Origin of the sequence: Pseudonocardia sp., assembly GCF_025965585.1 — a bacterium.
In the GTDB taxonomy this organism is placed as follows: domain Bacteria; phylum Actinomycetota; class Actinomycetes; order Mycobacteriales; family Pseudonocardiaceae; genus Pseudonocardia.
Map to the genome: position 1 here is coordinate 1 of NZ_JAOPWR010000424.1, position 26,885 is coordinate 26,885.

A 26,885-nucleotide genomic window follows, 5' to 3' on the forward strand; every position below is an offset into this window, starting at 1 on the left:
GCGATGTGCAGGTCGGTGCCGCAGATGCCGCACCCGGCCACCTTGACCACGACGTCGCGCGGCCCGGGCGCCGGGTCCGGAACCGTCTCGACGGTCACCGAATCGGCACTGATGACAGCTGCTCTCACTACTTCACCGCTCCCAACGAGAGTCCTTGTACCAACTTGTCCTGTGCCGAGAACCCGGCGATGAGCACCGGGAGCGACACGACCACCGCGGCCGCGCACACCTTGGCCAGGAACAGGCCCTGGCTGGTGATGAAGCTCGTGAGGAACACGGGAGCGGTCTGCGCCACCGTCGCCGTCAGCACGCGGGCGAACAGCAGCTCGTTCCAGCTGAAGATGAAACAGATCAGCGACGTGGCCGCGATCCCCGGCAGGACGATCGGCATGACGATCGTGCGCAGCGTGCGCAGCAGCGAACACCCGTCCATCGACGCGGCCTCGAGGATCTCGACGGGCACCTCGGCGAGGAACGACCGCATCATCCACACGGCGATCGGCAGGTTCATCGACGTGTAGAGCACGATGAGCAGCCAGATGTTGTCGAGTGCCCCGATGGTGGTCGCGATCAGGTAGATCGGCAGCAGCCCGGCCACCACCGGCAGCATCTTGGTGGAGAGGAAGAAGAACAGGACGTCGGTCCACTTCCGCACCGGCTTGATCGACAGCGCGTATGCCGCCGGGATCGCGAAGACCAGCACGAGCGCCGTGGAGAGCACGCTCGCGGTGACCGAGTTCAGCAGCGGCGGCCACGGGCTCGCGCCGCCGTCGAAGAAGTTCGCGTAGCCCTGCACCGTCAGCGGCGCGAACACCGACGGCGGGTTCGTCGCCGCGTCGGTCTCGCTGTGGAACGACGTCAGGATCATCCACAGGACCGGCAGCACGAACAGAATGCCGACGATCCAGGCGACCACGCCCAGCAGCACTCCCGACCGCCTGCGCCGGCCACCGGCGGTCGTGTCGGCCGCAGCGGTGCGGCTCACCCTCTCGTCCACTGCGGTCACCGGGAACCCTCCTCACGGAACAGCGACGACACCGAGCGCAGGGCGAAGGTGGCGATGATGATCGTCCCGATGACGACCACCACACCCGCGGCCGAGGCCCGTCCGTAGTCGTGTGCCTGGTAGAAGATCTGGTAGATCGTGTAGGGCAGGTTCGCGGTGCCCAGCCCGCCGGACGTGATCGTGAAGACGGCGTCGAAGTTCTGCACGATGTAGATCGACCCGAGCAGGCCGCCGAGCTCCAGGTACTGCCGCAGGTGCGGGAACGTCATGTGCCGGAAGACCTGCCACGAGTTGCACCCGTCGATCTGCGCGGCCTCGATGACGTCGAGCGGCTTGCTCTGCAGACCGGCCAGGATGATCAGCATCATGAACGGCGTCCACTGCCACACCAGCGCGGCCACCACGGACGTCAGCGGCGCGATCGTCACCCAGTCCGGCTGCGGGGCAGCTGCGCCGAAGATCCACCGGAGCACCCCGTTGAACAGGCCGTACTCCGGGTTGAACAGCGCCTGTTTCCACACGAGCGCCGCGGCCACCGGCACGATGAGGAACGGCGTGATCATCAGGGTGCGGACGATGCCGCGGCCGAGGAACGCACGGTCGAGCAGGAGTGCGATGAGCATCCCGAGCACGAGGCTGACCAGCACCACCGAGACCGTCAACAGGATCGTCGTGAGGATCGCGTTGCGGGTGTTGACGTCGGTGAGCACGCGCGCGAAGTTGTCGAACCCGGCGAACCCGATGTCGTCGGGGTAGTAGGCGTTCCAGTTCATGAACGAGATGACGAGCGTGCCGACGAACGGCAGCTGCGTCACGATGATCATGAAAATGAGGGCGGGCAGCAGCGGTGCACGGCGGGCCCACTGCCCGGCCCGGCGCAGCGAGTCGCCGCCGTTGCCGGACGCTCCCGTCACCTCCGCCGGTCGTTCCGCAACGGTGCTCATGAGGATCCTCCCGCGAGGCGCGCCCGGTAGGACTTCGCGACGTCGTCGGCCAGCTGCTGGCCGCGGTCGAGCGCGTCGGTGACGCTCTCCTGGCCGGCGATGGCGGAGCTGATGTCCTGTGAGACCTGGGTTCCGAGGTCGGGGAACTCCGGGATATCGACGAACTGGATACCCGGCGCCGGCCGCGGCTGGACGCCCGGGTTGTTCGGGTCGGCCCCCTCGATCGCGGCCTTCGTCGGCGCGGCGAACGCCTGCGACGCGGCCAGGTACTGCGGGTTCTCATAGGTGGAGGCCCGCTTGCCCGAGGGGACGCTCGACCAGCCGATCTGCTGGCCCACCAGGTTCTCGTAACCCTTGCTCGACGCCCACGAGACGAACTTCCAGGCGGCGTCCTTCTTCTGGCTCGCCTGCTGGATGGCCCACGACCAGGTATAGAGCCAGCCCGCGTTCTGCGTGTCGACGACGGGCGCCGAGGCGTATCCGATCTTGCCCTTGACCGGGGAACCGTCGGCCTCGAGCGAACCCGCCGCGGACGTCGCGTCGTACCACATGGCGACGTTGCCCTGGATGAGGTTGTTGAGGCACTCGGTGAACCCGGCCTGCGGGGCGCCGGTCTCGCCGTGGGCCCGCACGAGGTCGACGTAGAACTGCACGGCCTTCGTGTATGCCGGGGAGTTCACCTGCGCCTGCCAGTCCTTGGTGAACCACGTGCCGCCGAACGTGTTGACCACCGTGGTCAGCGGGGCGAAGACCTGGCCCCAGCCGGGCTGACCGCGCAGGCAGATGCCCTTCATGTTGGGCTGCGCGCCGTCGACCTTCGCGGCGATGTCGGCCACCTGCTGCCACGTGGGCCTGGCCGGCATCGTGATGCCCTTGGCCGCCAGCACGTCCTTGCGATACATGAGGAACGACGACTCGCCGTAGAAGGGCTCGCCGTAGAGCTTGCCGTCGTCACCGGTGAGCGCCGTGGTCATCGGCTTGAGGATGTCGGCCTGGTCGAACTGCGGATCGGCTGCCACGAAGGAGTCCAGCGGCGCCACCCAGCGGCTGCGCGCGTAGATCGGGATCTCGAAGTTGCTCAGCGTGGCCACGTCGTACTGGCCGGCCTGGCTGGAGAACTCCTGGCTCGCCTTGTCCCGCAGGTCGTTCTCCGGCAGCACCGTGAAGTTGACGGTGATGCCGGTCTGCTTCGTGAAGTTGTCCGCCGTCAGCTTCTGCAGGTCGATCATCTGCTGGTTGTTGACCATCAACACGTTGATGCTGTTGGGTCCGCCGCCGCCGACTCCTCCGCCCCATCCCGCGCAGGCCGAGCTCAGCATCACCATGCCGAGCACCGCCGCCACCATCCCCGACCGCTTCATTGCGCCCTCCCGCCGACGTCATGACCCTGCCGCTCAGATGAGCACGGCCCTGATCACACGATCAGGGTGTGGCACGGGTCACCAGGAGTCAATGGGTTGTGCAAGAATGGGCATCGAAGCGCTCAGATGAGCAATTGGTGGGTGATCATGGTCGCCGCGAACGGGTCCCGGGGTCCGGCCCATCTCGTCCTGTCGGCGTCGGTCGCCCGCCGCTACTACCTCGACGGCCGATCGAAGATCGAGATCGCCGAGGAGTTCTCGCTCAGCCGGTTCAAGGTCGCCCGACTCCTCGACGACGCGCGCAGCAGCGGGCTCGTCCGCATCGAGATCGGGCACCCCGGCGTGGTCGACGTGGAGCTGTCCGGGCGGTTGATGGACGCCCTCGGCCTGGCCCACTGCGTCGTCACCGACACCCCCGACGAGCACCCGGCGGCCCTGCGCGAGCACCTCGGCGCCGCCGCGGCCGAGCTGCTCACCGAGATCGTCACCCCCGACGACGTGCTGGGCCTGTCGTGGGCGCGGTCGGTCAGCGCGATGGCCACGGCCCTGCGCGAGCTGGCGACGGTGCCGGTCGTCCAGCTCACCGGAGCGCTGGCCCGGCCGGGCGTGGACGACAGCTCGATCGAGCTGGTGCGCGAGGTCGCCCGGGTCTCCGGCGGCCCGGCCTACTTCTTCTACGCCCCGATGGCCGTGCCCGACGCCGCCACGGCGCGGGCGCTGCGCCGCCAGCCGGAGGTCGAGCGGGCGTTCTCCCTCATCGGGTCGGTGACGAAGGCCGTCGCGGGGGTAGGGGCGTGGGAGCCGGAGCAGTCCACGCTCTACGACGCCACCGGCGAGGCCGAACGCGCCGACCTGGCCCGGCGCGGGGTGTGCGCCGACGTGTCCGGCGTACTGCTCGACGCCCACGGTGACGCGGTGCCCGCCGATCTCACCGAGCGGATGATCGGCATCACCGCCGAGCAGATGCGGGCCGTTCCCGAGGTGATCGGGATCGTCTACGGCACGGCGAAGGTGCAGGCGGTGCTGGCGGCGGTGCGCGGCGGGCTGGTCGACAGCCTCGTCACCCACTCGACGATGGCCACCGCCCTGATCGCGGCGGCCCCGCGATGATGACCGAGGTCCCCCTGCTCGGCGGCACCGCCAACCGCGGCCTGGTGCACCGGGTCGGCGACACGGTGCGCCGGCCGCTGCGGCCCACCAGCGCCGCCACCCACGCCCTGCTGCGCCATCTCGAGGACGTCGGGTTCGACGGCGCGCCGCGCGTGCTCGGCATCGACGACGCCGGGCGCGAGGTGCTCACCTACGTGCCCGGTGACGCGGTGACGGTGCCGCTGCCCGACTGGGGCCTCACCGACGACGCCCTGCGCAGCACCGGGGAGCTGCTGCGCCGCTTCCACGACGCCGTGGCGGGCTTCGATCCCGCGCCGCACACGTGGTCGCACCCGACGCCGGCGGCGTTCCGGGGCGGCGGGATCGCCCACAACGACCCCAACCTCGACAACGTCGTCTTCCGCGACGGCCGCGCCGTCGCCCTGATCGACTTCGACCTCGCCGCACCCGGCTCCCCGGTCTGGGACCTCGCCACGGCGGCCCGGCTGTGGGCGCCGCTGCGCTCGCCGTCGGACGTGCACGACAGCAGGCGCGGGCGCGGGCTGGAGCGGCTGCGCATTCTCGTCGACGCCTACGGGCTCGACGATCCCGGCCGCGCGCTGCTCGTCGACGCCCTGCGGGACGCCCACGCCTGGATGGTCGCCATCGTCCGCGACGGAGCCCGCGACGGGGTGCCCGGCTTCGCCGCGTACTGGACCCCCGACGCGGAGCGGCGGGCGCAGCGCACGGACGCGTGGATGGAGCGCAACACCGAGGCGATCCGCGCGGCCCTGGCCCGCTGAATGCCGCGCCCTGTGGCGGATCAGAGCCGGGTGAAGACCTCGGTGCGCAGTCGCTCCAGGGCGTCCTCGCGACGCGCGCCCGTGCCCAGCAGGAAATCGGGCACCAGGAGCTCGTCGACCCCCGCGGCGGGGTAGCGCGCCACCGTGTCCAGCACCTCCGCCGCAGAGCCCATGATCACGGGCCGACCGGCCTTCTCCAGCCGGTCCTTCCGGGTCCGCGCCTCGGCGTCGTCCGGCTCGACGATCTCGATCATCGCCTGGGTGGACCGGCGGACCGTGGCGGGGTCGCGGTCGATGCGGGCGCAGTGCTCGGCGAACACCCGACCCTTCTGCTCCGCGAGCTCGGGCAGGCCCCAGTGGTTCCACTCGTGGGCGTACCGGGCGACGATGCGCAGCGCCACCTTCTCCCCCGCCGCCCCGATCAGGATCGGCAGCTCCTTCGGCTTCGGCTCCAGCGGCGCGTCGGCGAGCTGGTAGTACGTGCCGTGGAAGGTGGTGCGCTCCTGACCGAGCAGCCCCGTGACCACCTGGCAGGCCTCCTCGAACCGGGCCAGCCGTTCGCGCACCGGCGGCAGCTCGATGCCGTACGCCTCGTGCTCGTTGATCTGCCAGCCCGCGCCGATCCCGAGCACGAACCGGCCGCCGCTCATCTGGTCCAGCGTGGCCGCCTGCTTCGCCACCACGGCGGGATGCCGGTAGGTGTTGCCCAGCACCATCGACCCGATCCGCACGCGGGACGTGGCCATCGCGAGCCCGGCGAGCACCCCCAGGCACTCGTTCATCGGGCCGGACCGGTCCTCCCCGTTGGGCATGAAGTGGTCGGCGACCCAGATGCCGTGCCACCCGGTGCGCTCGGCGTAGGTGGCGGCGTCGAGGACGTCGGTCCAGGGCCGGCCGGAGTTCGGCCAGAGTGAGTAGTCCACCCGCCGACCCTACTGACGTCGCAGCCCGTGGGGTGTCCTCGCAGCGCGCCGGCGGGCTGCGACGAGCGCGTCGGGCTGCGAGGTGGCCCCGGGCAGCGGCTGCCGTGGGCGCAGAGGCGTGCCAACATCAGTCCCATGGCCGAGTACGAGCGCCTGGGCGAGGCACTGGGCACCGACTTCTTCTCCGTCCGTGACCAGTTCACCGGTGAGCAGTGGGACAGGTTCATCGCCGTCCGCAAGTTCGTCGACGACGAGGTGCTGCCCGACATCGGGGAGTACTGGGAGAAGGCCGAGCTGCCCTGGCACCTGTTCCGCAGGCTGCCCGAGCTGAAGATCGTCGGCGAGGACATCCAGGGCTACGGCGCCGCCGGCATGAGCCCGATGGCCTGCGGGTTGGTGCACATGGAGCTGCACCGCGGCGACGGCTCGCTCGGCACGTTCCTCGGCGTCCACGCGGGGCTCGCCATGCAGTCGGTGGCGATGTGCGGCTCCGACGAGCAGAAGGAGCGCTGGCTGCCGGCGATGTCGTCGCTGGCGAAGGTCGGCGCGTTCGCGCTCACCGAGCCCGACCACGGGTCCGACTCGATCGCCCTGGAGACCACCGCACGCCGCGACGGCGACCACTGGATCCTCGACGGCTCCAAGCGCTGGATCGGCAACGGCACCATCGCCGACCTCGTGGTGGTCTGGGCCCGCGACACCGACTCCGGCGAGGTCAAGGGCTTCGTCGTCGAGACGCCCGCCGAGGGCTACGAGGCCAGTGTGATCACCGGCAAGGTCTCGCTGCGCTCGGTGTGGCAGGCCGACATCGAGCTGAAGGGCGTGCGGGTCCCGGACGAGAACCGGCTGGCGAACGCCGCGTCGTTCAAGGATTGCGCGAAGGTGCTGGCCAACACCCGCGGCATCTGCGCCTGGATGGCGCTGGGCCACGCCACCGCCGGGTACGACGCCGCCCTGCGCTACGCGATGACGCGCAGGCAGTTCGGCAAGCCGCTCGCGTCGTTCCAGATCGTGCAGGAGCGGCTGGTGCACATGCTCGCCGACCTCACCGGGATGCAGCTCTACTGCATGCAGCTCGGACGCCTCGCCGACGCCGGACGCCTCTCCCCCACCGTCGCGGGCCTGGCCAAGATGAACAACACGCGCACCGCCCGGAAGATCCTCTCCGAGGCCCGGGACCTGTTGGGCGGCAACGGGATCCTGCTCGAGCACCACGTCGCGCGGCACTGGGCCGACATCGAGGCCATCCACACGTTCGAGGGCACCGAGACCATGCAGACGCTGATCGTCGGCCGCGACATCACCGGGATCGGGGCGTTCGCCTGAGCCGTTTCCTCAAGCGGTGCCGAACTCCTTCTTCCACGCCTGGTAGCCGCCGTCGAGGTCGGTGGCGTTGTGCAGCCCCAGATCCTGCAGGGACGCGGCGGCCAGGCTCGAGCTGTAGCCCTCCGAGCACACGACGATCCAGCTGACGTCGTGGTCCGTGGCCTGCGGGATCCTCGCCTCGGACGTGGGGTCGAGGCGCCACTCGATGTGGTTGCGCTCGATCAGCAGGGCGCCGGGCAGCTCGCCCTCCTGCTCGCGCTGCCAGCCCGGCCGGGTGTCGACGAGGATCGCGCCCCGCTCCACCATCGCGGCGGCGCGCTTCGGGCCGGGCCGGTCGAGGCGGGCCCGGGCGGCGGCGAGGACGTCGGCGATGGTGGTCATCCGACACCTTTCGACGAACCGGACCCGGTGAGCTCGCTGCGGGTGCGGCGCAGGCGCAGCCCGTCGTCCACCGCGTAGTAGGACATGGCCGTCAGCGGCGGCGAGTAGGCGTGCACGCTGACCGCGGGCGTCACCTCGTGGTTGCCGACGTCGTGCACGTGGCCGAGCGGGAAGCCCGCGCTGCGCCCGGCCCGCAAGGAGCGCGACCGCAACCCTTCGGTCGTCCACCGCTGCTCGACGAGGCTGCCCGACACCACGGTGAGCGCACCGAGCGAGCCGGCATGGTCGTGCAGCTCCGCGGCCTGCTCGGTGGCCCAGCTGATCAGCCAGACGTCGACGTAGGGGTCGGTGCGCAGCAGCTTGTACCAGCGGCGCTCGGGATCGACCCGTACGAGATGGGCGCCGGCGCGCACCTCGTCGGCGATCTCACGGGTGAGTGCGGTGAGGTCGCTCAGGCCCAGCGGCGTGGGTGCGGTGGAGCGGGCATGGCGGGGCGCGTGCAGCAACACGGGAGGTACTCCGGACTGGGTGTGGCGAGCGAGCGGACGGGAAGGTCAGCTCGGGGGACACCACTGGTCGAAGCAGTTCGCACGACGTCCACCCCAGATCTCTCCGAGGGTGGCGGCGGGGGGCATGGGCCCATATCAGCACAGGCCGGGTCCGTGGTGCCACCTCGTCCCAGCCGCCGGGAGCGGTACACAGGAAGTCCGTATCAGACGACCGCAAATGTCCGGGCGTTTTCGGCGTCGGCGAGACTGGGGCCATGGCAAGCCTGCTCGAGGACGGCAGCTGGGAGATCCAGGGACGGCGGGTGACCTTCCCGGTCCGCATCACCGAGGCGTCGGCGGCCTGCGCGACGTACCTGGTGCGCACCCACCGGGCGCGGCCGCTCGTGGCGGGCACCGGCCTGGACCTCGTGTCGGTGGCCGGCCGCACGCCGCTGTTCCTCGTGCTCGTCGACTACCGCGTCAACGACCTCGGCGACTACGACGAGGTGGGCGTCGCGTTCCTCGCCCGGCACCGCGGCCGCGTCGGCCCGTACATCAGCCAGCTCCCCGTCACACAGGGGTTCACGATGGAGGCGGGCCGCGCTCTGTGGGGGCTGCCGAAGTGGCTCGGCCGGGCCGAGCTGTCGATCGTCGGTCGCGACGCCACCTGCCACCTCACCGACGACGCGGGCGCACACGTGCTCACCGCGGCGATCCACACCCTGCCCGGCCGGCTGCCGCTGCCGCTCCGCGGCGGGCTCTCCGCGCTCGCCCCCCGCGGGGACGAGGTGCTCGTCAGCCCGGTGCGCGCCCGGCTGAGCGGCGTGCGGCTCGGCCGCGGCGGCAGCGTCGTGCTGGGCGCCGGACATCCGATGGCCGACGAGCTGCGCGCGCTGGGCCTGCCGCGACGGCCCCTGCTGACCACGATCGTCGACCGGGTGGCCTTCGACATGGACCGCGCGGAGTCCGTGCCGCGCTGACGCCCCCGGTGATCAGCGGTGCGCGGCGAGCCACTCCCGCAGGTCGGTGAGCGGGCCCTCGCGCTCGGGCTCGTTGTAGATCTCGTGCCACAGCCCCTCGTACCATCGCACGGTCTGGTCGGGGGAGCCGCTGGTGGACTCCAGGAGCCGGGTGCCCTCCGGGTCGGTGAGCTCGTCGTGCGTGCCGTGCTGGAGCAGCAGCGGGAGGGTCAGGCCCCGGGCCCGCTCGGGCAGCACGTCGAACTGCGAGAGCAGCGCGAGCGACAGCCCCAGCGTCGGATGGCCCCGGTGCACCAGGGGATCGGCCTGGTACGCGGCCACCACCGCGGGATCCTTGCTGATCTTCGTGAGGTCGACGACCTTGCTCCGCAGCGTCGGGACGACCTTCGCCAGCCCCTTCAGGACGGGCCTCACGAACGCCGGTACCGACGTGTTGGCGAGCGCCGGTGCCGAGAGCACGAGGCCCCGCAGGTCGGCCTCGTGGTCCAGCGCGTAGGCGAGCGCGATCTGCCCGCCCATGCTGTGGCCGAGCAGGATCACCGGCAGCCCCGGGTGGAGTGCGACGACGTGCCGCCGGAACGCGTCGAAGTCCGAGAGCCAGTCGTCGTAGGCGTCGAGGTGGGCGCGGCGCCCGCCGGACCGTCCGTGACCGCGGTGGTCGAGCCCGTAGACCGCCCACCCGTCGGGTGTGACGGTGTCGACGACGGTGCCGTAACGACCCGAGTGCTCCCCCAGACCGTGGCAGATCAGGAGCACGCCCGTCGGGTCCACGGGCACCCAGCCCTGCCAGAACAGCTCGACCTCGCGGGCGCCGGCGAGCCTGCCCTCGACGTGCTCCGGCCGGTCCGCCATCAGCGGCGGCCGATCATGATGTCGTCCGCGTCGCTCCCGGCAGGCTGGCCGGCGGGCAGTCCGACCGGGTCGAGGTCGACGTCGTGGCACGAATCGGTCTCGTCGGCGACGTTCAGCAGTACGGCCGCGGGCTCGCACTCCACCGCGGTGACGGACAGGCCGTACTCCCCCGCCGCAAGGTCGGTGATCCGGTACTCGCCGCCCTGGCCACTGTGGACACTGTCGACGATCTCGCCGTCCTGCACCAGCGTGAGGTGCGCGCCGACGATCGGGCCGTCCTCGCCGAAGACGGTGCCCGACACCGACGCCGACCGGGCGAGCAGCACCTCCGCGTCGACCGGCGCGTCGCCCACGGTGATGGCGACGGCCCCCGGCTGGTGGTCCGGGGCGGCCGACACGAGCACGTAGCTGCCCGGGTGCGGCGCCTTCATGTCACCGCGGCCGCCGCCGCCGGCGACGGCGACGGCGACCTCCCGGCCTCGGTCGTCGAGCAGCGTGACGCCCGCGCCCTCGATCCCGGCGCCGTCGCGGCCGACCACCCGGAACGCGACGGGCTGGTCGGCCCCCTCCACGAGCTCGGCCGCCGGCGGCAGCGCCGACGAGAGCGACAGCGCGGCCCCCTCCTCGGCCAGGTCGTCCGAGGGAGCGCAGCCGAACGTGCGCAGCAGGGCGAGATCGGCGGCGGCCTGTTCCGCGGCTGTTTCGGCGGGGGTGCGACGGAAGGGCGCCAAGTCGAGCTCCTCGAGAGCAACAGCAGGGAAAGGATCAGCGGTGGTGGGCGCCGCGGCGGCCGGCGGCGGCGCGGCGGGCTCGGCGACAGCGGCCGGCTCGACTGCGGCGGGCTCGACTGCGACGGGCTCAGCAGCGACGGGGGGCTCGGCGACCACGGCAGGCTCGGCGACCACGGCAGGTCCGGCGGTCGCGGCGGGCTCGGCGGTCGCGGCAGGCTCGGCGGTCGCGGCAGGCTCAGCGGTCGCGGCAGGCTCGGCGGTTGCGGCGGTCGCGGGGGCCAGGGCGTCCACGGGGTCCGGTTCCGGCGTCGCCTCGGTGGAGGAGGCGGTCGGGGCAGGCGCGGCCGCGGCGCGGGCCGCCCGGGCGGCGGCGAGCTCGTCGATCGGCTCGACCGGGCCGGTGGCCCGGGCGTGCCCTCCGCGGGTGTCGACGAGGTCCGGGCTCAGGGGCGGGAGGACCACGGTCCGGAAGCGGGGCTCCGGCGCCGCAGGTCGGCGGGAGTCGTCGTCGGACAGGCCGGCCTCGTCGGCGTCGATCACGGCCCGGTCCCGCCACCACGACCGGTCGTGTCCCGACTCGACCGCCCCGGCGGGCGCTGCCGAGAGGACGCCCTCACCGGCCGCCATCCGCGCGGCCCGGTTCCACGGGGTGTCCGTGGCCGGGATCTCGGCCGGCACGGCAGCCGGTTCCCACTCCGCCGCTGCCTGCCCGGTCGCAGCGGGCTCGGCCGCCGCCGACCCGGATGCTCCGGCCTCGGAGACCGCGACGCCGGCCGTGACGGGGACCGGCGACGCGGCGGTCCCGGCCCGGGGCTCGGGCACGTGGGCGGCGGACGCCGCTGCCGTCGCCGGCAGAGCGGGCCGGTCGGCCGCGGCCAGGGGTTCGTCGGCCACCGGGACGGGCGTCGTCCCCGGTTCCGCGGTCGCGGTCGGTGCCTGCTCGGCCTGCTCCGTGGCACCGGCCCGCTCGGCCCGCAGGCGTACGAGATCGGCCACGGTGCGCGGACTCGCCGCGTCGGCGGCGGTTCGGCGGCGCAGCAGCCAGATCACGAGCGCGACGGCCAGGGCCACCAGAGCCAGCGCGATCACACTCAGCGTGCTCATTCCGGCACTCCCCGCTCCATACGAACTTCGACAGAACCTAGCATCTCGACCACCCTGGGAGCGGTAGGCGGCGACGGAGTGTTACCGCAGCTCATGGGCATGATCACGACTAGGCTGCCGACCTTTGGGAACGCGGCGAGCGGGGAACGGAGCGGAGTGGACACGGATCTGATCGAGCTGGCGGCGGCACACGGCGTGGCGACGGAGTACCGCGACGGTGATCGGCGGCCGGTGACCGTGGATGCCGAGGTGGTGGTCCGCGTGCTGGGTCTGCTCGACGTCGACGCCACCACTCCCGACGCCGTCCGCACGGCGCTCGCCGAGGCCCGCGCGAGGGCCGCCGCGGGAGCGCTCCCGGGCACGATCGCCCCCCGCTCCGACCGGGCCGGCCCGCTGCCCGGCCCCGGCGTGCTCGTCGACGAGGCGGGCACCCGGCGCGACGTCACGGAGATCCCGGCAGGCCTGGAACCGGGCTGGTACCGGCTCGAGATCGACGACCGGACGGTGACTGTCGTCGTCGCGCCGCCCGCGCTCCCCGAACCGCGCCGCGCGTGGGGCTGGATGCTGCAGCTCTACGCCCTGCACTCCGAGGAGTCGTGGGGCATCGGCGACCTCGGCGACCTGCGCACCTTCACCACCTGGACCGGCGGCGAGCACGGCGCCGGCGCGGTGCTGCTCAACCCGCTGCACGCGATCACCCCGGTACCACCGGTCCAGCCCTCGCCGTACACGCCGTCGAGCCGGCGGTTCGGCACGCCCCTGGCGCTGCGGATCACCGACCTCGACGCCTATGCGCGTGCCGACGCGGCCACGCGCGCCGAGGTCGACGCCCTGCGTCCGGAGACGGTCGGCGATCGCATCGCGCACGACCGGGTGTGGGCGGCGAAGCGCGCCGCAGCCGAGCTGCTGTGGCGGGCGGACGGCCGCCCGGAACCGCGGGACGCCCCGGAGCAGTTGTGGGAGTTCGCGCGGTACTGCGCACTGGCCGAGCGGTTCGGCGGCCGGTGGAGCCTCTGGCCCGAGGAGCTGCGGCATCCCGGCGCACCGGGCGTGGCGTCGATGTGCGCCGAGCTCGCGCCACGGGTCGCGTTCCACGCGTGGCTGCAGCATCAGGTGCAGCTCCAGCTCACGGCGGTGCGCGACGCGGCGCGGGCCGTCGGCGTGCAGGTGGTGCACGACCTGGCCGTCGGCTGCGACCCCGAGGGTGCCGACGGCTGGGCGCTGCAGGACGTGCTGGCGATGGGCGTCCGCGTGGGGGCCCCGCCGGACGCGTTCAGCCAGCAGGGCCAGGACTGGGGCCTGCCGCCGTGGCGGCCCGACCGCCTCGACGCCACCGGCTACGCCGCCTACCGCGACCTCCTGCGCGCGCTGGTCCGGCAGGCCGACGGGCTGCGCATCGACCACGTGGCCGGACTGTTCCGGCTGTGGTGGGTGCCGCCGGGCGAGACGGCCGATCGCGGCACCTACGTCTACTACGACGCCGAGGTGATGATGGCCGTCCTCACGCTGGAGGCGCACCGGGCGGGCGCGCTCGTGATCGGCGAGGACCTCGGGACGGTCGAGCCGGAGGTCACCGAGGCGCTCGTGGAGCGCCGGATGCTGGGTTCGTCGGTGCTGTGGTTCGCCCGTGACCGCGACGCGCCGGGCGAGCCGATGCTGCCCCCGGACGAGTGGCCTGCGGAGTCGGTGGCCACGGTCTCGACGCACGACCTGCCGACAGCCACGGGTTTCCTGCGCGGCGAGCACGTGCGGATCCGTGCGGAGCTGGGCCTGCTCGACGACGTCGCAGCTGAGGAGGCCAAGGCCGCGAAGGAACGCACGGAGCTGCTGGACCTGCTGCGGGGCGAGGACCTGATCGGGGCGGATCCCGACGAGGACGAGCTCGTCGTCGCCATCCACGCACTGCTGGCCCGCAGCCGTTCGCGGCTGGTGCTGGTCTCGCCCTACGACGTGGTGGGCGAGGTGCGGCAGCCGAACCTGCCGGGCACGGTCGACCAGTACCCGAACTGGCGGCTCCCGCTCCCCGTCTCGCTGGAGGACCTGCAGGCCGACCCGCGTGTGCGGGTGGTGGTGGAGCAGCTCCGGCAGACCCGCTGACGCGCAAGAATTTCGCCACCCGCGGCGCCGAGTCGGCCACGGTGCTGGCGAAGGAGTTCCCGGTCAGCCGCCAGGCCGTCGTTCAGCACCTGGCCGTGCTCGATGCGGCCGGCCTGGTCGGCCCGAGCCGGCACGGCCGCGAGGTGCGCTACGGCCTGCACCCCGACCAGCTGACGGCCACGGCGGCCTGGCTGACCGCGCTGGCCGGGCGCCGGGAGGACCGGCCGGCGCGGTCGCGGAGATCGCCGAGTCGGAGCCGACCTGACGGTGGGGATGGCAGGAGCCACCTCACCGGGCCATCATCGTGGGCGTGGAGTCGAGCCGACTGGACCGCTGGCTGTGGTCAGTGCGCCTGACCAAGACCCGCCCGGACGCCGCGGCGGCCTGCCGGGGCGGGCACGTGCGCGTCAACGACAAGCCCGCGAAGCCCGCCACCCCCGTGCAGCCCGGCGACGAGATCCGGGCACGCGTGAACGACACGACGCGCATCGTCGAGGTCGTGAAGGTGATCCCGCGACGCGTCGGCGCGGTCGACGCCGCCACCTGCTTCATCGACCGGACGCCCGCCCCGCCCCCGGAGGCCGCGATCCCGGTGGCCCGTCGCGAACGCGGCGCCGGACGTCCGACGAAGCGCGAGCGCCGCGTCCTCGACGACTTCCGCACCGGGCGTCTCTAGGCGCCCCGGGCCACGCGCACGGCGGGCCGCTCCGTCCGTTCCCGGAGCCCGATCGCCCCCACCGACACGATCACGACGACCGGACCGAGCCTCCGGGTTCCGGTGAGCCGCGTCCCCGGCAGCCACACGGGAAGACCGACGCGGCCACCGGGAACGCCATCTCCGCCTGCGTCGCGCAGAACGCGGAGCGCTCGCCGACATGGATCGCCTGGTCCGACGTGCCCGGCACACGATCCATACCGCCGGTCGGCGTATTCGGTTGGGCGTCCGCCGCACCGGGTAAGCCCGTGCCATCGACATCGACCGCCCGGCCTCGCTCCACCGCACATCGGACCGACTGAGCCTCCGCCTCGCCGGTCCGTCCCTGCGCGGGCAGCTGCGGTGGGTCCGGCTGCGGATGGCCGAGTGGGCCACGAGCGCCGGCATGCTCCCCGACGACGTGGACGACCTCGTCCTCGCCACCTACGAGGCCCTCGCAAACGTCGCCGACCACGCCTACCCGCAAGGCCCGGGCGAGGCCTGGGTGGAGGCCGGCCTCGCCCCTCCCGACGAGGTCGTGGTGGTCGTCAGTGACCGGGGCCGCTGGCGCCCGCCGCCGGCCGACCCGGGGCTGCGCGGCCGGGGCATGACGCTGATCGCCGCACTGACGGAGCGTGTCGCGGTACAGCGTGGAGACGCCGGTACGAGCGTTGTGATGCACTGGCGGGTGTGATTGCGAAGGAGATCCGGGCCCAGGTCGGCGACATCTGCCGTGCGCTGCGCCGCGACGGCCTGGTGGTCGGCACGGCCGGGAACGTCTCGGTCCGCGTCGACGATCTGGTGGCCGTCTCGCCGAGCGGCCTGGACTACGCCGACCTGACGCCCGAGCTCGTGGGCGTGCACCGGATGGACGGCACGGCCGTGGCCGCTCCCCTGCGCCCGTCGAGCGAGCTGCCGCTGCACCTGCAGGTCTACGCCCGCACCCGGGCCCGCGCGGTCGTCCACACCCACGCGCCCGCGTCCACCGCTCTGTCCTGTGTGGTCGACGAGGTGCCCGCGTCGCACTACTACTCCGCGATGTTCGGCGGCCCGCTGCGGGTGGCGCCCTACGCCACGTTCGGCAGCGACGAGCTGGCCGACAACGTCGCCGGCGCGCTGCACGGCCGGGCCGCCGCACTGATGGCCAACCACGGCGCTGTCGTCACGGCGGCGACGCTGCCGGAGGCGCTGGAGCTCGCGCGCTACCTCGAGTACGTCTGCGACCTGCACCTGCGCGCGCTGTCCACCGGTCTGCCCGTGCGCACGCTGCCCGACGCGGAGATCGAACGCGTCGCGGGCCTGCTCGGCGACTACCGCCAGTCGGCACCCGTCGGAGCCCACGCGTAGGAACGCACCGTCCAGGGCCACAGGCGGGCGGGAGCCCGATCGGCCCCGCCCCGCCCGAGCTGCGTGCGATCAGCCGGTGACCGGCAGGTCGGCCTTCACGATCTCGGGCTTGGGGGCCTCGGGAGTCGCGGCGGGCTCCGGGGCCGGCGCGGACGGTCCCGCGTCGTCGCCGTGGTCGTCGCCGGCCGGCCGGTCACCGTGCTCGTCGTACCAGCCGCAGGTGGCCGACCCGATCGTCACGGTCTGCACCGCGCGTCCGCCGGTCAGCGTGCCGGTGAGGCCGCCCAGCACGTCACCGACGGTGGACGCGTCGGCCGGCACCGGCAGGCCGAGCTTGTCGAGACCGGGCAGCGCCGCCTTCTCGTCGCTGGTCAGCGGCGCCTTCGGGTCGTCGCGGCCGGGCAGCACCGTCAGCTCGATGCCGGTGACCGTCAGCGAGCCGTCGGGGTTGCGGGTCTGGTCGCCCAGGGTCACCGTCAGCAGGGGCGAGACGTCGATCCTCTGACCGGCGATGGGGTTCTCCGGGAGCTTCGTGCCCAGCACGGAGCCCTTGATGATCTCCAGCGCGCCATCGCCGCCCTTGCAGGACGTGGTGACGAGGTCGGCCTTGAGCAGCCCCAGGACGTTGACGCGGGCCACGGACGTCGTGGCGGCGCCCGGCTTCGCGTCCACCGTGAGGACGCCGACCGAGAGATCGTCCGCCGGCGCGAGCTTCAGCAGCTCGTCGTGGGCGGGCTTTCCGTCGCGCGACTCGACGTACGGGATCGGGTCGACGGTGATGAGGCCCGAGGCGGAGATGCCGTAGGCCGAGGAGTCGGGCCCGGCCTCGTCGGCGACGGCTGCTGTCGAGCCGAACAGCAGTGCGGCCGCCGCGGTGGCCGCTCCGACGGCGGCCACACCGGCGCCGGCGAGCTTCTTCCCGTTCACGTGGGTTCCCTCATCCTTCGTCGCCTCAGAGTTGATCGATCGACACGAGGGTGCCGAGCGGCACCTCCGTGAGCTTCTCGAGCGCGGCGGCGGGCACGCGGACGCAGCCGTCGCTGCTCGTCGTGCCGAAGACGTCCGCGCTCGGCCAGGTGTGGATGGCGACGGTGCCGGGACCGCCGCCGAAGGTGTCGTGGGTCGGGCTGTGCGTCCCGAGCGGCAGGATCACCGGCGAGTAGGTCTGCTTGTCATCGGTGAACGCGCCCAGCAGGAACGTGCGGCCCGCCGGCGTCGGCGCGGAGGCCTTGCCGGTGCCGACCGCCCAGGTGTCGGTGACCGTGCCGTTCGTCACCAGCTCGAGCGTCATCGAGCGCAGGTGGACCCTGATCGCGTACGGGGTGGTGGCGCGCTCGACGTCGGCCGAACGGATCCAGCCGGTGGAGCCGTTGGGCTTGGACTGCAGCAGCACGTGCACCCAGCCGGCCTGCTCCCCGATCACCGGGAGCCAGGTGTTGCCGAACTGTGTGGTCTCCATCCGCGCGATGGCCGTGCCGTTCGGCGCGTCGTGCACCGGGGTCTCCCGCACGGGGTGGACGACGCCGTCGGTGGTCCCGGCGACGTCGGTGTCCTGCGGAGCACCTTGGACGGTGGTGTACGTGCTGCTCAGGGGTAGCCGGTCGGCCGCAGGGTCCACAGCGGACGCGGACGGCGGCGCGGCGGCAGCCCCGGTCAGCGAGGACGACCCCCCGCTCGGGCTGCCGAGACCGGACACGCTGGCGACCACGAGGAACGCGGCCAGGGCGGCGGCCCCGATCCATGCGTAGAGCCGGCCACGCGACGGACGCGGCTTCCGGCCGCGCGGCACACGCGGCGGCTTCGGAGCGGTGTGGAGGGCCACGGCTACCCCATCGGACGTGTCGGACAGGAGGCGCCACGTCCGAGGTCACCCGAAGTGACTGCTCTGCGGGGTCGTCCGGTCGCGGTGCGCGCAATCCGTCAAACGACGCGCGCACCAACGAGTTACGCAAACATGTCAGAACGGCTCGACTTGGCATGATCCTTACGCTCTGCAATCGATCGACTTCCGTGTGTCACCACGGGGGAGCCGACGATGTCCAGGTCGAGCGGTACTCCCGGGCGCGCAGGAACGGGGCCGGTGGTCGTCGAGGACGAACAGGCACGCACGCGAGGGTCTTCACCCCGTAGGCCTTCGTGCGGGAACGCGGCGGCGTGCCGACGGCGAGTACCGCCCCCGGGCTCAGCACCGGGACGCGGACAGCGGGCCTGACCCGATCCCCCGACCGCCAGGCCCGCCGCTCCTCGTCTACGCACCCTCGTCCCGCGACCGGGAACGGGTCCTCCAACACCGTCCCGGACCCGCAACGCCGTAGGCGTAGTGCCCCGTTCAACGCCCACGGGCCGTGGGCGATGTCCACCCACAGGTGTCGGGTTCGGGCGGCCTGCCGCGCGGAGCGTGACCATCCGCGGGACCCCGCCGCACCGGGGTTGCCGAACCCGGGGGGCTGCCCTAGCGTCCGAAGGAGCCTGCGCAGAAGAGGACGTCAGGATCCCACTGGCCTCGGTCCCCTTTTTCCCGGCTCGGAACCAGAAGCGGAGGAAGGGTGCGTCTCCGCAGTGCCCTCGGCGCCGCTCTCGGGATCGCCGCGGTCGTGGGGCTCGTGGCGGCCTCCAGCCCGGTGGTCACCGCAGCCCGGGCCGGCGCGGCGGCCGGCACGGCTCCTCCCACCACGCCCTACCTGTTCGACGACGAGTTCGACGGCACCGCCGTCGACACGTCCGTCTGGAGCGTCCTGGACCGCGGCGGCGACGCGAGCAACCACGAGTCCCAGTGCTACCTGCCGCGCAACGTCACCGAGAGCGGCGGGTACCTGCAGATCACCTCGCACGTCGACTCCTCCTGCGGCGGTTATCGCTACACCTCCGGGATGGTGCAGTGGAGGTCGTTCGCGCTGACGTACGGCACCGTCGAGATCCGGGCCAGGCAATCGGGCGGGCGGGGGTCGTGGCCGGCGCAGTGGCTGCTGGGGGCCGACTGCCAGAAGGCCAACGTCACCACCCACGAGAACCTCGGCGGCTGCGACTGGCCCGCCCCGGGATCCGACGAGATCGACATCGCCGAGTTCAAGACGAGCGGGCCGGCGAAAGTCATGCAGAACGTGGTGTCCGGGAGCAGCCCGTTCCGCTCGTGCACCACGGGCGTCGCGAACGCCGCCACCACCTGGCACGTCTACTCGCTGACGCGCACTCCGCGATCGCTGACCTGGAAGGTCGACGGCCGCACGACCTGCACACAGACGACCATCGTGCCCACCGACCGGATGTTCCTCATCATCAACAACGCCATGGGCGGCGACGGCGGCGGCGCGATCGACGGCGCCGACTTCCCGCAGACCATGCTGGTGGACTACGTCCGCGTGACCGGTCCGCAGGCCGCCGCGGCGCCGTAGACTCCGCGCCCATGGCGGCCGCCGGACGCGACCGGGTGACGGTGTCGGTGGCCGAGCTCGTGGGGGTGCTGTCGCTCGCCGCCGACCTCGGCCTCGGCCAGCCGATGGAGCACCTCACCCGGTCCTGCCTGGTCGCCGTCCGGCTCGCGGAACGCATGGGCCTCCCCGAGGCCGACCGCGAGACCACCTACCACCTCGCGCTGCTGGCGTGGGTCGGGTGCACCGCCGACTCCCACGAGACCGCGTCCCGGTTCGGTGACGACATCACGCTGCGCGCAGGTGTCTACGACGTCGAGATCGGGAGCCCGCCGATGCTCGGCTACCTGCTGCGACGAGCGGGATCCGGTGGCACGGCGCTGCACCGCCTCTGGGAGACCGGTGGGCTGGTGCGCAGCGGGGGCGGTGTCGTCCGGCAGTCGCTCGTGGCGCACTGCCAGGTCACCGGCCGGTTGGCGGCCCGGCTGGGCCTGGACGAGCGGTTGCAGCGCTGCCTCGGCCAGACGTTCACGCGCTGGGACGGGCGGGGCGTGCCGGCGGGCGTCGGCGGTGCGGGGATCGACGTCGCGACGCGGCTGGTGCACCTCGCGGACGTCATGGAGGTGCACCACCGCCGCGGCGGCATCGCCGGCGCGCTCGGCGAGGCCCGCAGGCGCAGCGGCGCCACCCTGGACCCGACGGTGGTGGCCGCGTTCGAGCGGCACGGCGCCGCGGTGTTCGACGGCCTGCCCGCCGAGTCCAGCTGGCCCGAGCTGATCGCCGCAGACCCCGCTCCCCGGCCCCTGAGCGGCTCCGATCTCGACGCCGGGCTGGAGGCGCTGGCCGACTTCGTCGACCTCAAGTCACCCTGGTTCGCGGGACGGTCGCGCGGCGTCGCCGACCTCGCGGCCGCTGCGGGCCGGCGCTCCGGGCTCCCTGCCGCCGAGGTGGTGGAGCTGCGCCGGGCCGCGCTGCTGCACGACCTGGGCCGCGCCGGGGTCCCGAACACGATCTGGGACAAGCCGGGCGCCCTGACCGACCTGGAACGCGAGCGCGTCGAGCTGCACGCCTACTACACCGACCGGATGCTGCGCCGCGTCCCGGCGCTGGGCGGGGCGGCCGCGATCGCCGCGCTGGCACACGAACGGCTGGACGGCTCGGGCTACCACCGTGGCCTGACGGGGGCGTCGATCCCCGCGCCGGCACGGCTGCTCGCCGCCGCCGACGCCTACCACGCGATGACCGAGCCCCGCCCGCACCGCGACGCCCACGCTCCCGCCGCGGCTGCGGTCCTGCTGCGGGCCGAAGCACGGGAGGGGCGCCTGGACCCGAGGGCCGTCGAGGCCGTCCTCGGCAGCGCGGGCCACCGGAGCCGGCGGGCGGCGGGCGGTCCCAGCGGCCTCACGCAGCGCGAGGTGGAGGTGCTCGTGTTGCTCGCGCGGGCGGCGTCCACCCGGCACATCGCCCGCGAGCTCGGCATCACCCCGAAGACGGCGGGCAACCACATCGAGCGGATCTACAGCAAGATCGGCGCGAGCACGCGGGCGGCCGCGGCGCTCTACGCGATGCAGCACGGTCTGCTGCGCACCCTCGAACCGGTCGAACCGGACGGATCCTGAGGAGAACTCCTCACGACGGCGACCCCCGCCGCTCCTAGCGTCGGTGCCATGAGCACCAAGGCAGTGATCAACCTGACGACCGGCCTGGAGGACCCCGAGCGGGTCACCGTGGCGTTCCTGACCGCGGTCGCGGCCGCCGAGCAGGGCCGCCCGACCATGATGTTCCTGACCAAGGAGGCCGTCCGGCTCGCGGTGCCGGGCGTCGCGGTGGCCACGGCGTGCGAGGGCTGCCCGCCGCTGACCGAGCTACTGGACCGGTACCAGCAGGCGGGCGGCCGCTACCTCGTGTGCCCGATCTGCGTGCACGCCAAGAAGTTGGACGGCACGTTCGTCGACGGCGCCGAGATAGGTGGCACGGTCCGTTGTGGCAGTGGATCGGCGACGAGGCCGCCACCACGTTCAGCTTCTGACGGCCACGCGGGCGACCGGCTTGTTCTACCTAGGGCCTAGGTAGAGTTAGGACATGGCAGGTGGAAACGGGCCGCGGATGACGTTGCCGACGCAGCTGGTACTGCGCGCGCTGATCGCCGACCCGACACGCGCGATGTACGGGCTGGAGATCGGCAGGCTCGCCGAGCTCCCGTCGGGCACGATCCATCCGATCCTCGCCCGGCTGGAGGGCTACGGGTGGCTGGAGTCCCGGTGGGAGGACGTCGACCCGCAGCGGGAGGGACGCCCGCGGCGGCGCTACTACCGGCTCACCCCCGACGGCATCGCGCACGCGGCACGGGCGCTCAACCGGACCACCACGCCGGCACCGCTGCTGGAACGCCTCAACCCCGGCCGGGCCGGTGCGACGTGAGCGCACGTGGGCTGTTCGGTGTCCACGATCTCGCCCGTCCCGGGGTCTATGCCCGGGCGCGCGTCCGCGACCTGGACCGCGCGCTGGTCCGGGCGCTCAACCGGGCCCGTGCGCTGGACTACCAGCTCCCCCGCGGCCGGGTCGGCGAGCTCACCGCCGCCCTCGTCGGCGACCTGCAGCAGGTGCGCCGGCAGGCGCGGGAGTTCGCGACGGAGCTGGAGCTCGAAGACCCCCGTGCCCGGCAGCTGATCCGCGGGCTCACCCTCCTGCGCGATGTCGCCCTGCTGGACGGGCTCGACCACGGCGGCCATGTGGCCAGGGCCCGCTCGCTCGCCGCCCGGCTCGACGACGACCTCCACCGGTTCCGGACGTTGTCGGAGACGCTCACCGACGCCCGGGAGCGCGCCGACGCCCGCGCACAGGCCGCCACCTCGTGGACGACCGACCCCGCGGCCCCGCCGGCCCGGATGGCCGCCGGACTCGTCGCACAGGCGGTGCGTGCCCTGCCGGCCACCGATCGGGCGCGCTGGCGCGAGGAGTTCGACGCCGAGCTCGCGGAGCTGGCCGAGGCCGAGGTACCCCGCCGGGCCCAGCTCGGCCACGCGGTGCGGCTGGCCACGCGCGTGTGGTCGCTCCGCCGGGCGCTCCGCACGCCGTCGCCCGCGGAAGGACGGGCCTGGTGAGTGTGCTCGCCGCCGAGGGTGCCGTCACCCCCGGACAGCACTGGACCGGCGAGCTCCTCGGCTTCACCCTCAACCTCGACACGATCGTCGGCACGCTCGTCGCCGGGGTGATCGTCTGCGGCCTCGGCCTGTACATGGCCCACCGCGCCGTCGCGGGGCGGCCGAGCGGGCTCCAGGTGGCGTTCGAGGTGCTGGTGGCGTGGGCACAGGACCAGACCGAGGAGCTCATGGGCAGGCGCGCGCCGCGCGGCGTGGTCGGGCTCGCCATCACGCTCTTCGCGTCCATCCTGGTCAGCAACTGGATCGCGGTGTTCCCGAGCGAGCACTGGGTTCCGCCGCCCACCGCCGACACGAACCTCACCATCGCCCTGATGCTGTTGGTGATCGTCTGGGTGAACGTCATGGGCATCCGCACCCACGGTCTCGGGCGCCACTTCCTGGTCATCGCCGAGAAGGGCCCGTTCGAGATTATCACGCAGTTCTTCGGGCGGCCGCTCTCGCTGGCGCTGCGGCTGTGGGGCAACATCTTCGCCGGCGGCCTGATGGTGTCGCTGATCGGGCTGTTGCCCGTCTCCGTGCTGTGGCTGCCGAACGCGGCGTGGAAATTGTTCGACCTGTTCATCGGCCTGCTCCAAGCGCTGATCTTCGCGCTGCTCACCCTCATCTACTTCGCCGAGGCGATCGAGACCGAGGAACCCGTCTCGAAGTGAGACCCCGCTCAGGCGCCGGAGCGGAAAGCTGACCGAGGTGGCGTCCAGCGGCCGGCGATCGACCGACTCCGACGGCCTGCCGATGGTGGCCCGGTGGGGGTCGGAGGACCCGTCGGCACCACTCGTCGTCGCCCTGCACGGCAACGGCACGAGCGAGCACTCCCTGATCGAGATCTCGCCGTGGCTGCCGCACGGGCCCGTCGCGTACGTGTCGGTGCGAGCGCCGATCGAGCAGGGCACCGGCTACTCGTGGTTCCTCGCCGCCGGCGACGGCGCGGGCGGCCCCGATCCGGAGTCGCTCACCGAGACCTCCCGGTGGTTCCTGCGCTGGCTCGACACCGAGGGCGACCCGGACCGCCCGATCCTGTTGCTGGGGTTCCGCGACGGTGTCACGCTCGCCGGCGCGCTGATGCTCGAGGCGCCCCACCGGTTCTCCGGAGCGGCGCTGCTCTACGGCGCGCTCCCGTTCTCGGGGGAACGGGGCAGGCTCGCGGGCATGCCGGTGTTCCTCGCCCACGGCTCCGACGACACCCGGACGCCGGCGCACCTGCTCGCCCGCACCTGGGACTGGCTCGCCCGGGAGAGCGGTGCCCCGCTGTGGGCCGAACGCGTGCCCGGCGGCGACCAGCTCGCCGGGAAGGTTGTCGGCGACCTCGGCACGTGGCTGGCCGACCGTCTCGACCACCTCCGCGCCCACGGCGAGAACCCCGTGCCGGACGGCGACGAGCCCGAGTGGCCCACGCTGGGCGGCAAGCTCCCGCACCGGGCGGGCGAGCCGCCCGAACTGACGTCCGCGATCCCGCAGCACCAGCTGACGCAGACCGCTCCCCCGCACCTGCAGTCGGCGCTGTGGGCCCGGCTCGCCGCGCTCGACGGCGTGACGACGGGTCCGACGACCGTCGGCGTCGAGGGGATCCGCGCCCTGTTCCTCGACCGCGCCATCGCGGCCGGCCCGGACGCGGCGTTCGTCCTCCCGGATCTCGGCGAGTTCGCGCACCTGCATCCCGAGCCCGACAGCAGCCTCCACGTCGTGCTGCCCGATGCGCTGGCCTACGACGCCCTCGCGAAGGGCTGGGCGGTGGCGCACCCCCTCGCCGGGCTGCGGCTGAGCCGCGGGATGGTGCTCGTCCCGGGACCGCGCGACGAGTCCGAGCTGGACATCGTCGCTGGTATCACGGCCGCATCCCACCGCTATGCGTCCGGCTGACCGGGAGCACGGAGCAGCGCCCGCTCCCGGGCACGGGATGGGCGCTGCTGCCCTGTCACAACCCCGGACACCGTGGCCTCGTTCCCCGGGGCCGGCACATCGTCAATCTTGATGAGACTCGGGGCGGGGGCCGCTGGGCCGATCGATGAGAACGCGCCGCGGACTCCCCCGCGTGGGCGACCGTTCCGTCCGCAAAAGCCACATTTAGCCACACGGGTGCTTGCTCATCCGGCCGCCGCGCGGCACCGTCGACAGAACCGGGCCCGGACGGGAAGGAGCACGACGTGCGCGAGGTCGAATCGGACCCCTTCTCCGCGTCCCGGTACTGCGTAAGCGTCACCTGCAGCCGAGACGGCCGGTCGCACCAGATCAGCGACGTCATACTCGCCGACGAGCTCATGCGCGGCTCCTCCGGGATGACCGCCCTGTGCGGACGCACGATCGTCGCCGCGGCCCTCAGCGACCCGCCCGGGCCGCCGTGTCCGCTGTGCACCGCGGCGCTCGAGCTCGACCGCCCGCGGTCACGGCGTACCTGAGAGCCGAGCCCGGTCAGCAGGACTCGCTCAGCTTGGCCGCCCCGAAGTCGATCAGGGTGCCGGAGGTGATGGTCGCGCCCGGGCTCACGTTCTGGTCGCAGACCTTCCAGTCGCGATCGAGGATCTGACGTCGCCCCGCTCCGGTCGCGTCGTGCGACTTCGTGATCGCGATGCCATACGAGGTGAGGGTCTGGATGGCGTCCTGGGCGTCCTGCAGGCCCGTCCCGACGAGATTCGGCATCGTCCAGCTCGTCGCCACCGGTGCCGCGGCGATGGGGGTGGGCTCAGCCACGCTGGAAGTAACGGCGGCAACAGGCGGAGTGGCGGCGGGCGGCGCGATAGCCGGCGCAGCCGCACCGCACCCGCCCAGAGCCACGAGCGCGATTGCCATCAGCACGGGTGCCGAGAGTCGCGATGAAGGACTGCGCATGGGAGCTCCGAGGAGAGAAGGGACAACCACCTCGTCGCACTGCGTCACGATGCCGTTACACAGAGACCCGCGATTCGCACATCGGTGGGCCCCCGAGGGATCGAACCCCGAACCCGCCGATGAAAGGATCGGGGGCCAGTCTGCTCTCGGCCGTACAACTACCGTTCGCCTTGAGCCACAGTTGGCATGCTTGCTCGGGCTGCACGCCCACGACTGACGTTCAATGAAAGGCTCATGAACAGAAAGTCCACTGTGGACAGGTCGCCGACCCCGCCCTGCGCGCCGAGCTGGAGGCCCACCGGATCGGGTATGTGCCGGCCATCGGCTGCGACCGCCGTGTCCCGACTGCGGCCTGGCAAATGCGCGCCGACGAGGTCGCCGCTGGCCTGTCACGCCGGGCCTGGCAGCGGCTCTCCGGCCAGCCGAGGGTAAGAGGCGGCCCTGAAGAGTGAGCGCTGATCACCCACCCCCGACCCAGCAGAGCCGGTGGACGTCGGGTGCTGGAACCCGATGGCGACTGCCTCGACATGCCCCTGACACCGAGATTGGCGTAGATGTTGAGGGTGTGCCGTTCCACCGTGCGCACACTCAGGACCAGGTGCGCACTGATCGCCCTGTTCGACATTTCGGTAGCGATCAGTTCGAGGATTTCCCGTTCCCGCGAGGTCAGCCCGCCAGCTGCCGCGGTCGTGCCCCCGGCGGAACCCGCGAGCTCGCGCCTCCCTCAGTGCAGGAATCCCAGGAGGACCTGCACCAACGCATCGACGTCACCGTCATGGGTCAGGTGCGCGGAACCGTCGAGGAACAGCGCCCCCGACGTCGAACGGTAGGTCGTAGAGCTCGCCGAGCACCGAGACCCCGCCGTCGGCGACCGGCCACAGCGCGGGGAACTTGTCGCCGACGAAGTAGAACCGGTACTTCGGTGCGGTACGCACCTCGCCGACGAAGGCAGAAATGCCGCTCCGGAAGATCCACCACCCGGTTGGCGCCCACACGGCCGAAGAGAATAAGGAGTTCGCCGAGATGAACCTCACTGACCACGCCGGAGACCGGCTCACACACGGCAAGCCCAAGGTCAACGGCGTGGAGATCCACTACGCGATCGGCGGCGCCGGCGACCCGGTGTTCTTGCTGCACGGCGTGCCCAAGACCATGTCGTACTGGCGCCACGTCGTGCCGTTGCTGACCCCGCACTACACCGTCATCGCGGTCGACAACCGAGGCTTCGGCGGCTCCCAGCGCCCCCTGACCGGCTACGACACCGCCACGATGGCCGGTGACGTCGCCGAACTGGCCACCCACCTGGGCTTCGACCAGTTCCGCGTCGCCGGCGAGGACTGGGGCGCGGCCATCGCCTACGCCGTCGCCGCCTTCCACCGGCCCCGGGTGCAGCAACTGGTGTTC

At 72.6% G+C, this 26,885-nt stretch carries 31 protein-coding genes; 17 read left to right on the forward strand and 14 right to left on the reverse strand.

All coding sequences use genetic code 11. The features are described 5' to 3' along the window. The 4 genes from JWR81_RS25990 to JWR81_RS26005 form a co-directional block, all read right to left on the reverse strand. The coding region (locus JWR81_RS25990) for an alcohol dehydrogenase catalytic domain-containing protein (RefSeq protein WP_297658604.1) at positions 1 to 128 on the reverse strand (128 nt) is incomplete at its 3' end. Then, complete coding sequence (locus JWR81_RS25995; protein ID WP_297658606.1) at positions 128 to 928, reverse strand: carbohydrate ABC transporter permease; 801 nt, start codon at positions 926 to 928, stop codon at positions 128 to 130. The genes JWR81_RS25990 and JWR81_RS25995, both read right to left, overlap by 1 nt. Before the next feature lie 74 nt (positions 929 to 1,002). Further along, positions 1,003 to 1,950 carry a carbohydrate ABC transporter permease gene (locus tag JWR81_RS26000; protein ID WP_297658549.1) on the reverse strand — a complete coding sequence of 316 codons (948 nt, stop codon included), beginning with the start codon at positions 1,948 to 1,950 and terminating at the stop codon, positions 1,003 to 1,005. Continuing rightward, entirely contained in the window at positions 1,947 to 3,311 is a 1,365-nt protein-coding gene (locus tag JWR81_RS26005; RefSeq protein WP_297658551.1) for a sugar ABC transporter substrate-binding protein, read from the reverse strand. The genes JWR81_RS26000 and JWR81_RS26005 overlap by 4 nt, the downstream gene beginning before the upstream one ends. A gap of 126 nt (positions 3,312 to 3,437) precedes the next feature. On the opposite strand from JWR81_RS26005, the gene JWR81_RS26010 reads away from it, so the two are divergent. Beyond that, on the forward strand, positions 3,438 to 4,421 hold the full coding sequence (locus JWR81_RS26010) for a sugar-binding transcriptional regulator (protein ID WP_297658553.1): 984 nt from the start codon (positions 3,438 to 3,440) through the stop codon (positions 4,419 to 4,421). Beyond that, positions 4,421 to 5,203 (forward strand): phosphotransferase, encoded by a 783-nt coding sequence (locus JWR81_RS26015; protein WP_297658555.1) that lies wholly within the window; start codon positions 4,421 to 4,423, stop codon positions 5,201 to 5,203. The genes JWR81_RS26010 and JWR81_RS26015 overlap by 1 nt, the downstream gene beginning before the upstream one ends. A gap of 20 nt (positions 5,204 to 5,223) precedes the next feature. Here the strand turns inward: JWR81_RS26015 and JWR81_RS26020 are convergent, their stop codons facing one another. Further along, positions 5,224 to 6,126 carry a TIGR03560 family F420-dependent LLM class oxidoreductase gene (locus JWR81_RS26020; RefSeq protein ID WP_297658557.1) on the reverse strand — a complete coding sequence of 301 codons (903 nt, stop codon included), beginning with the start codon at positions 6,124 to 6,126 and terminating at the stop codon, positions 5,224 to 5,226. A 135-nt stretch (positions 6,127 to 6,261) separates the two neighbouring features. On the opposite strand from JWR81_RS26020, the gene JWR81_RS26025 reads away from it, so the two are divergent. Beyond that, positions 6,262 to 7,452 carry an acyl-CoA dehydrogenase family protein gene (locus JWR81_RS26025; protein WP_297658559.1) on the forward strand — a complete coding sequence of 397 codons (1,191 nt, stop codon included), beginning with the start codon at positions 6,262 to 6,264 and terminating at the stop codon, positions 7,450 to 7,452. A gap of 9 nt (positions 7,453 to 7,461) precedes the next feature. Here JWR81_RS26025 and JWR81_RS26030 read toward each other — a convergent pair whose 3' ends face one another. Both JWR81_RS26030 and JWR81_RS26035 read right to left on the reverse strand, forming a co-directional pair. Beyond that, a complete protein-coding gene (locus tag JWR81_RS26030) occupies positions 7,462 to 7,833 on the reverse strand; it encodes a rhodanese-like domain-containing protein (RefSeq protein WP_297658561.1) in 372 nt (123 codons plus the stop codon). Next, positions 7,830 to 8,342: a cysteine dioxygenase family protein gene (locus tag JWR81_RS26035; RefSeq protein ID WP_297658563.1), complete on the reverse strand. Its 513-nt coding sequence runs from the start codon at positions 8,340 to 8,342 to the stop codon at positions 7,830 to 7,832. The genes JWR81_RS26030 and JWR81_RS26035 overlap by 4 nt, the downstream gene beginning before the upstream one ends. 254 nt (positions 8,343 to 8,596) lie before the next feature. On the opposite strand from JWR81_RS26035, the gene JWR81_RS26040 reads away from it, so the two are divergent. Continuing rightward, a complete protein-coding gene (locus JWR81_RS26040) occupies positions 8,597 to 9,301 on the forward strand; it encodes an acetoacetate decarboxylase family protein (RefSeq protein WP_297658565.1) in 705 nt (234 codons plus the stop codon). 12 nt (positions 9,302 to 9,313) lie between these two features. On the opposite strand, the gene JWR81_RS26045 is transcribed toward JWR81_RS26040, so the two are convergent. Further along, the gene (locus tag JWR81_RS26045) at positions 9,314 to 10,153 is read right to left on the reverse strand and encodes an alpha/beta hydrolase (protein WP_297658567.1); all 840 of its coding nucleotides are present in this window, start codon (positions 10,151 to 10,153) and stop codon (positions 9,314 to 9,316) included. Next, positions 10,153 to 11,988: a carboxypeptidase regulatory-like domain-containing protein gene (locus JWR81_RS26050; RefSeq protein ID WP_297658569.1), complete on the reverse strand. Its 1,836-nt coding sequence runs from the start codon at positions 11,986 to 11,988 to the stop codon at positions 10,153 to 10,155. Before JWR81_RS26050 ends, JWR81_RS26045 begins: the two co-directional genes overlap by 1 nt. A gap of 156 nt (positions 11,989 to 12,144) precedes the next feature. On the opposite strand from JWR81_RS26050, the gene malQ reads away from it, so the two are divergent. The 4 genes from malQ (at position 12,145) to JWR81_RS26070 (ending at position 16,126) form a co-directional block, all read left to right on the forward strand. Then, positions 12,145 to 14,085 carry a 4-alpha-glucanotransferase gene (malQ, locus tag JWR81_RS26055; RefSeq protein WP_297658571.1) on the forward strand — a complete coding sequence of 647 codons (1,941 nt, stop codon included), beginning with the start codon at positions 12,145 to 12,147 and terminating at the stop codon, positions 14,083 to 14,085. Between the two features lie 310 nt (positions 14,086 to 14,395). Continuing rightward, positions 14,396 to 14,761 carry a S4 domain-containing protein gene (locus JWR81_RS26060; protein WP_297658573.1) on the forward strand — a complete coding sequence of 122 codons (366 nt, stop codon included), beginning with the start codon at positions 14,396 to 14,398 and terminating at the stop codon, positions 14,759 to 14,761. A 376-nt stretch (positions 14,762 to 15,137) separates the two neighbouring features. Continuing rightward, a complete protein-coding gene (locus JWR81_RS26065) occupies positions 15,138 to 15,473 on the forward strand; it encodes an ATP-binding protein (protein ID WP_367278860.1) in 336 nt (111 codons plus the stop codon). Then, complete coding sequence (locus tag JWR81_RS26070; protein WP_297658575.1) at positions 15,470 to 16,126, forward strand: class II aldolase/adducin family protein; 657 nt, start codon at positions 15,470 to 15,472, stop codon at positions 16,124 to 16,126. Before JWR81_RS26065 ends, JWR81_RS26070 begins: the two co-directional genes overlap by 4 nt. A gap of 69 nt (positions 16,127 to 16,195) precedes the next feature. Here JWR81_RS26070 and JWR81_RS26075 read toward each other — a convergent pair whose 3' ends face one another. Next, positions 16,196 to 17,053, reverse strand: coding sequence for a choice-of-anchor P family protein (locus JWR81_RS26075; protein ID WP_297658577.1), 858 nt, complete (start codon positions 17,051 to 17,053; stop codon positions 16,196 to 16,198). 25 nt (positions 17,054 to 17,078) lie between these two features. Further along, the gene (locus JWR81_RS26080) at positions 17,079 to 17,948 is read right to left on the reverse strand and encodes a L,D-transpeptidase family protein (protein WP_297658579.1); all 870 of its coding nucleotides are present in this window, start codon (positions 17,946 to 17,948) and stop codon (positions 17,079 to 17,081) included. Between the two features lie 724 nt (positions 17,949 to 18,672). Here JWR81_RS26080 and JWR81_RS26085 point away from each other — a divergent pair. From JWR81_RS26085 to JWR81_RS26120, 8 genes are all read left to right on the forward strand, one after another. After that, positions 18,673 to 19,518: a glycoside hydrolase family 16 protein gene (locus tag JWR81_RS26085; protein ID WP_297658581.1), complete on the forward strand. Its 846-nt coding sequence runs from the start codon at positions 18,673 to 18,675 to the stop codon at positions 19,516 to 19,518. Between the two features lie 11 nt (positions 19,519 to 19,529). Continuing rightward, positions 19,530 to 21,113, forward strand: coding sequence for an HD domain-containing phosphohydrolase (locus JWR81_RS26090; protein ID WP_297658583.1), 1,584 nt, complete (start codon positions 19,530 to 19,532; stop codon positions 21,111 to 21,113). Between the two features lie 48 nt (positions 21,114 to 21,161). After that, entirely contained in the window at positions 21,162 to 21,563 is a 402-nt protein-coding gene (locus JWR81_RS26095; protein ID WP_297658585.1) for a DsrE family protein, read from the forward strand. Positions 21,564 to 21,576: 13 nt separating this feature from the next. Continuing rightward, complete coding sequence (locus JWR81_RS26100; RefSeq protein ID WP_297658587.1) at positions 21,577 to 21,915, forward strand: PadR family transcriptional regulator; 339 nt, start codon at positions 21,577 to 21,579, stop codon at positions 21,913 to 21,915. Further along, positions 21,912 to 22,598 (forward strand): hypothetical protein, encoded by a 687-nt coding sequence (locus JWR81_RS26105; protein ID WP_297658589.1) that lies wholly within the window; start codon positions 21,912 to 21,914, stop codon positions 22,596 to 22,598. The genes JWR81_RS26100 and JWR81_RS26105 overlap by 4 nt, the downstream gene beginning before the upstream one ends. Then, on the forward strand, positions 22,595 to 23,308 hold the full coding sequence (locus JWR81_RS26110) for a FoF1 ATP synthase subunit a (RefSeq protein ID WP_297658591.1): 714 nt from the start codon (positions 22,595 to 22,597) through the stop codon (positions 23,306 to 23,308). The genes JWR81_RS26105 and JWR81_RS26110 overlap by 4 nt, the downstream gene beginning before the upstream one ends. Before the next feature lie 37 nt (positions 23,309 to 23,345). Then, on the forward strand, positions 23,346 to 24,515 hold the full coding sequence (locus tag JWR81_RS26115) for a luciferase family protein (protein ID WP_297658593.1): 1,170 nt from the start codon (positions 23,346 to 23,348) through the stop codon (positions 24,513 to 24,515). 284 nt (positions 24,516 to 24,799) lie between these two features. Next, a complete protein-coding gene (locus tag JWR81_RS26120) occupies positions 24,800 to 25,051 on the forward strand; it encodes a hypothetical protein (protein WP_297658595.1) in 252 nt (83 codons plus the stop codon). 13 nt (positions 25,052 to 25,064) lie between these two features. Here JWR81_RS26120 and JWR81_RS26125 read toward each other — a convergent pair whose 3' ends face one another. The 3 genes from JWR81_RS26125 to JWR81_RS26135 all read right to left on the reverse strand — a co-directional run bounded on the left by JWR81_RS26125 (position 25,065) and on the right by JWR81_RS26135 (position 26,416). Beyond that, positions 25,065 to 25,343 (reverse strand): PASTA domain-containing protein, encoded by a 279-nt coding sequence (locus tag JWR81_RS26125; protein WP_297658597.1) that lies wholly within the window; start codon positions 25,341 to 25,343, stop codon positions 25,065 to 25,067. A gap of 370 nt (positions 25,344 to 25,713) precedes the next feature. After that, the gene (locus JWR81_RS26130) at positions 25,714 to 26,151 is read right to left on the reverse strand and encodes a response regulator transcription factor (protein ID WP_297658610.1); all 438 of its coding nucleotides are present in this window, start codon (positions 26,149 to 26,151) and stop codon (positions 25,714 to 25,716) included. 103 nt (positions 26,152 to 26,254) lie between these two features. Then, positions 26,255 to 26,416 (reverse strand): hypothetical protein, encoded by a 162-nt coding sequence (locus tag JWR81_RS26135; RefSeq protein WP_297658599.1) that lies wholly within the window; start codon positions 26,414 to 26,416, stop codon positions 26,255 to 26,257. Between the two features lie 88 nt (positions 26,417 to 26,504). Here JWR81_RS26135 and JWR81_RS26140 point away from each other — a divergent pair. Continuing rightward, a partial coding sequence (locus JWR81_RS26140; protein WP_297658601.1) for an alpha/beta fold hydrolase occupies positions 26,505 to 26,885 on the forward strand: 381 nt, incomplete at its 3' end.